The 1,101-nt window shown below is 43.0% G+C and carries 1 protein-coding gene; it reads right to left on the minus strand.

The features are described from left to right. On the minus strand, nucleotides 1-734 hold a 734-nt coding region (locus tag AN957_RS01630; RefSeq protein WP_218970977.1), incomplete at its 3' end, for a sialidase/neuraminidase family protein. Nucleotides 735-1,101: the final 367 nt, after the last annotated feature.

Consider the following 1,101-nt stretch of genomic DNA (forward strand, 5'->3'; position numbering starts at 1 on the left):
ACAAAACTCCCGCTATATCCTGACCAATCAGTTATTGCTACTATATCTTGTTTCACTGAAAATTCACTGTCCGTTCCAGTCCACCCATTTGGATCCCAAATCATTTCAAAACCGCTCCTGGAATTAGTGCTTTTGGTTCTCCCGATCCAAACACCATTACCGTATTTAAATGAAAACCCTTTTATCCCATATGCCCCGTTGAGGGACATTGGACCACAGCTCCCTGTCCCATCGTTTGGTCGTGGATTGTCTCCGAAAACCCCACTGCAAATATACCCTATTTGATACTCCAAATTCTGATTGAAAGTTACCCACGGCCTATTTGAGCCATGCCAATTGTCCCTGCACACACACATTATTTCGCCAGAATCAGGATAACAGGAGCATTCCTCATAGTGATAATTAGGAGCATTCAATTCGACTGATTTAACTACTTTCCCTTTTTCTATTTTGAAGATCTTATATGATGCCTGTCCATTACTTGGTCCATCTGTCATTACAGTAAAGCAGGAGCCATTTACACATGCACATTCAGACTCTTGAGTCCTCAGTATGTTGTTCCTCCAACTCTTGATAGTATCTGTTATTATGCCATTGTATTTCAACACAGCCACAGCCCCATTGTCTGGACCAGAAATTCCAATTGTCAACCAACTGGTGCCATCATGGCAAGCACTTGCTGACCAAGCAACAGACTCAAACCTCGAGTTATATGGGGAGGGAGCCTCACCCACAGGACAACTCATTAGCGTTCTGTGAGGGCTCCTGTCTTTGACAGTCCCGTTGGAGTGCTTGTCATTCAATAAGGCTCCATGAGTCAAAAAGAAAGTCCTGCATTCCATGTGGGAGCATGAGATGAACGGCTCTCTAATTACAAACACATCCCCCTTGGATCCAATCCTTATACTGTTGTCTTTACTGTGTACAGCCCATCCTCTAATGGGGCAAAGAGATGAACTGCCCGTTAATGTTATTGAAGCCACAGCGTTCTCAGTAAGAAAATTAGTATTTCTGATTGGTTCAGCTTGGTGTTGATTCCCTGTTTGAATTGAATGACTGACCAATATTGAAATCATGTTCCCAATCTGCAACATTAAGCTA

This window comes from Cytobacillus solani, assembly GCF_001420595.1.
Classification (GTDB): domain Bacteria; phylum Bacillota; class Bacilli; order Bacillales; family Cytobacillaceae; genus Cytobacillus; species Cytobacillus solani.